The sequence below is a fragment of the Brevundimonas sp. genome, from assembly GCF_031082345.1.
Lineage (GTDB): Bacteria > Pseudomonadota > Alphaproteobacteria > Caulobacterales > Caulobacteraceae > Brevundimonas.
Genome location: NZ_JAVHLH010000216.1, coordinates 977 through 4726, shown reverse-complemented (window position 1 = coordinate 4726; position 3750 = coordinate 977). Strand labels below are relative to the sequence as shown.

General features: G+C 72.1%; 5 protein-coding genes. 4 read left to right on the top strand and 1 reads right to left on the bottom strand.

Annotation, left to right across the window (positions count from 1 at the left end):
• From RDU12_RS12475 to RDU12_RS12460, 4 genes are all read left to right on the top strand, one after another.
• On the top strand, positions 1-739 hold a 739-nt coding region (locus RDU12_RS12475; RefSeq protein ID WP_308684890.1), incomplete at its 5' end, for a heparinase II/III family protein.
• Between the two features lie 91 nt (positions 740-830).
• Positions 831-1727, top strand: coding sequence for a thioredoxin (gene trxA / locus RDU12_RS12470; protein ID WP_308684888.1), 897 nt, complete (start codon positions 831-833; stop codon positions 1725-1727).
• Positions 1728-1737: 10 nt separating this feature from the next.
• A complete protein-coding gene (locus RDU12_RS12465) occupies positions 1738-2397 on the top strand; it encodes an LON peptidase substrate-binding domain-containing protein (protein WP_300293594.1) in 660 nt (219 codons plus the stop codon).
• A 7-nt stretch (positions 2398-2404) separates the two neighbouring features.
• Positions 2405-2599 carry a Trm112 family protein gene (locus tag RDU12_RS12460; RefSeq protein WP_300293592.1) on the top strand — a complete coding sequence of 65 codons (195 nt, stop codon included), beginning with the start codon at positions 2405-2407 and terminating at the stop codon, positions 2597-2599.
• Positions 2600-2667: 68 nt separating this feature from the next.
• Here the strand turns inward: RDU12_RS12460 and RDU12_RS12455 are convergent.
• Positions 2668-3750, bottom strand: a 1083-nt coding sequence (locus RDU12_RS12455; protein ID WP_308684886.1) for a UbiH/UbiF/VisC/COQ6 family ubiquinone biosynthesis hydroxylase, incomplete at its 5' end; no start/stop codon positions are given.

The window sequence follows — 3750 nt, the reverse complement described above, 5'->3', positions numbered from 1 at the left end:
CGGCGGCCACCGTCAGAAGGGGGCTGCCGACGTCGCCGCGCCGACCCGCGGCGCCTGGTCCGCCGCCGCCTGCGCCCAGCCCATGGCGCTCGAGATCGTCTGCGGTCGGGACCGGCTGGTCACCGGCTGCGGCTGGACGCCGCGCGCGGCCGACCGCCAGGGCCTTCGTCTCGGACCGGGCCACTCGACCCTGACCCTCGGCGAGACCTCGACGGCGGCCCCGTTGGGCGGCTGGAAGGGCGAGCTTCTGGGCCAGCGCCTTGTCGGCCGCCCGCTCCACCTCGAGGTCAACCGGCGCGACGGCGAGGGCGCGGTCTGGCTCGAGGCCGAACACGACGGCTGGGTCCATGATTTCGGCCTGCTGCACCAGCGTCGCCTCTATCTGGACCAGCGGCTGGACGAACTCCGCGCCGAGGAACGGCTGCACCCCGCCCCGGGTCAGAAGGAGGTGGTGCGCGCCATCGCCGCCCCCTACGCCGTGCGCTTCCAGCTGGAGCCGGGCGTCCAGGCCTCGCTGGCCCGCGACCGCCGCTCCATCCTGCTGCGCGGACATTCCGGCCGGGGCTGGTGGTTCCGCACCGACGGGCCCGACGTCGCCATCGAGCCCTCGGTGCATATCGACGAAGGCCTGACCCGCCGCTCGCTGCAGATCGTCGTGCGCGGCTCGGCCCGCACCGATTCCGAAACCAAGATTCGCTGGAAGCTCAGCCCCGCCGGAGCGGGGGGCGATCCTTCCTGAGCCCGTCCCTTGAGACGAACGGTCGCCGCGACCATCTTGGGGCTGCCGCGTTACGCCTTTTCCGACCACAGGATCGACCCCAAGGACGCCCATGAGCCTCGCCGACCCCACCGCCCTGCCTGACGACCTGATCAAGGACGGCTCCGACGCCGGCTTCATGGCCGATGTCGTCGAGGCCTCGAAGACCCAGCCGGTGCTGGTTGATTTCTGGGCAACGTGGTGCGGACCGTGCCGCACCCTGACGCCGATGCTGGAAAAGGCCGTCCGCGCCGCCGGCGGCGCCGTCAAACTGGTCAAGATCGACGTCGACAAGAACCCGGCCTACGCCGGCCAGCTGCGGGTGCAGTCGATCCCCACCGTCTACGCCTTCGTCGACGGCCAGCCCGCTGACGGCTTCCAGGGCGCAGTGCCCGAGAGCCAACTCAAGGCCTTCATCGACAAGCTGACCGGCGGGACCAGCGCCAACTCCGATATCGAACAGCTGATGTCGATGGGCGAGGAATCGCTGGCGCTGAGCGACCTCGGCGGCGCCGCCCAGGCCTTCGCCCAGGTGATGACGCTGGAGCCGGGGCACGAGGGCGCCATCGCCGGCATGGCCCGCGTCTATCTCGCCGACGGCGACCCCGACCAGGCCCGCCAGACCCTCGCCATGGCGCCCGCGGACTCGAAGAACGCCCAGATCCAGTCGATCCGGGCGCAGCTGGCCCTGGCCTCGGCCGCGCCGACGGGGGCGAGCGCCGAGCTGGAGGCGCGCGTGGCCGCCGATCCGACGGACCTCCAGGCCCGCTACGACCTGTCGCTGGCCCAGGCCGCCGCCGGCGATCTGCAGGGCGCGGTAGACAGTCTGCTGGCCATCGTCGCCGCCGAGCGCGAGTGGAACGACCAGGCCGCCCGCAAGCAGCTGCTGACCGTATTCGAGGCCGCCGGCCCCGCGTCGGAAATCGCCCGGGACGGCCGCCGCCGTCTGTCCTCCATCCTGTTCGCCTAGGGGAATCCGCATGGCGCAGGGCTATGTCAGGGCCGCGGACCTGCCGCAGGTCATCCCGGTCTTTCCCCTGCCCGGCGCCATCCTGCTGCCGCGCGGCCAGCTGCCGCTGAACATCTTCGAGCCGCGCTATCTGAACATGATCGACGATGCGATGGCCGGCGACCGGATCATCGGCATGATCCAGCCCCGTCCCGGGTCGCTCAGCCTGCCCGGCCTGTCGCCCGTGGGTTGCGCCGGCCGCATCACCAGCTTCGCTGAAACCTCGGACGGCCGGTACCTGATCACCCTGACCGGCTGCGCCCGCTTCCGCCTCGCCAGCGAACTGCCGACCCAGGCCCCCTACCGGCAGGTCCGCGCGGACTTCACCAGCTTCGAAGCCGACCTCGCCGCCCCGCCCGTGGACGACGTCGGGCTCGACCGCGACAGCCTGCTCGACGCCCTGCGCGCCTATCTGGAGACGCGCGGCCTCGACATCGACTGGGACACCGCCGAGACTGCCCCGCCCGAGGCCCTGATCAACAGCCTGTCCATGGCCCTGCCGTTCGAACCGTCCGAGAAGCAGGCGCTGCTGGAGGCCGCCAGCCTGACCGACCGCTCCGGAGTCCTGACCGCGCTGATGACCATCGACGCGGCGGAATCAGGCGACGGCGATACGCCTTCGATGCAATAGTGATCCGATGAGCGACGCCTTCCACACCCCCGCCTCCGTCGACCCTCGCCTGCTTGAGGTGCTGGTCTGCCCCGTCACCCGCGGCCGGCTGACTTACGATCGCGAGCGCCAGGAACTGGTCTCGAAGAACGCCAAACTGGCCTTCCCCATCCGCGACGGCGTGCCGATCATGCTGGCCGAGGAAGCCCGCAAGCTCGACTAGCGGCGCCCAGGCGGCGCCGTCCGCGCTCACGCTGCGAGCCGCCGTGCGCCGAGCGATAGCGCGCCCTCCTAGAGAGCCTCTCCGCGCAGCAATCGCGGCAGGTCGCCGGTCGCGCCGCCGGCCTCGTGCATGAAGGCGCGGCGCAGCGGGGCGATGCGGTTGACGGCGGCGATGCCGAGGTCCCGCGCCAGCCGCACCGGGGCCAGATCATTGGAGAACAGCCGCACGAAGCCGTCGAAGCCGGCCGCCAGGGCCGCATTGTCGAAGCGCCGCCAGCGGGCGTAGCGGTCCAGCACCGTCTCCGAGCCGATATCCTCGCCCAGCCGCACGGCCTCGACCAGCACCTCGGCCAGGGCCGCCGCGTCCTTCAGCCCCATGTTCAGTCCCTGACCGGCCACCGGGTGGACCCCGTGCGCCGCGTCGCCGATCAGGGCGATGCGCGGCGCCGTCAGGTCCTCCGCCAGCTGCAGCGACAGCGGATAGACGAAGCGCGGCCCCATCACCGAGACCTCGTCGAGGAAATCCCCGAACCGCCGCATCAGATGGGCGTGGAAGACCTCGTCCGACGCCGCCCTCAGCGCCTCGGCCCGCCGGGTCGTCTCGGTCCAGACCAGACTGGCCCGCTGTTCCGTAAGCGGCAGGATGGCGAACGGGCCGGAGGGCAGGAAATATTCATGGGCGACGTTGCCGTGGTCCCGACCCATGGACACGGTGGCCACCACGCCGCTCTGGCCGTAGCCCCAGCCGACCGTCTCGATGCCCGCCGCGCGCCGCACCGGCGAGTTGCGGCCCTCGGCCCCGACCACCAGCGGCGCGCGCAGGCTGTCGCCCCCGGCGAGGATCACCGTCGCCAGACCGGGGCCGGCTTCGACCCGCTCGACCGAGGCCGGGGCCCGGACCTCGATCCCCGCCGCCGTCACCGCCTCGGCCAGGGCCACGCGGATGCGCCGGTTCTCGACCATATATCCCAGCGGCTCGCCGTCGGTGCGGTCGCCAATCTCGTCGGCGTCGAAGCGCAGGAAGGCGGACGAGGCGGGGCGGGAGGCGGCCCCGGGCCGGCGTCCGTCGGTCACCAGAATGCGGTCCATGCGGCAGGCGTGCGGCCGCAGCCCCTCGCCGACGCCGAGCGCATCGAGCATCCGGAAGGTCGA

Excerpts from the sequence above, each read along its gene's own strand:
- trxA (WP_308684888.1), top strand. The coding sequence starts at position 831 with ATGAGCCTCGCCGACCCCACCGCCCTGCCTGACGACCTGATCAAGGAC.
- RDU12_RS12465 (WP_300293594.1), top strand. The coding sequence starts at position 1,738 with ATGGCGCAGGGCTATGTCAGGGCCGCGGACCTGCCGCAGGTCATCCCG.
- RDU12_RS12460 (WP_300293592.1), top strand. The coding sequence starts at position 2,405 with ATGAGCGACGCCTTCCACACCCCCGCCTCCGTCGACCCTCGCCTGCTT.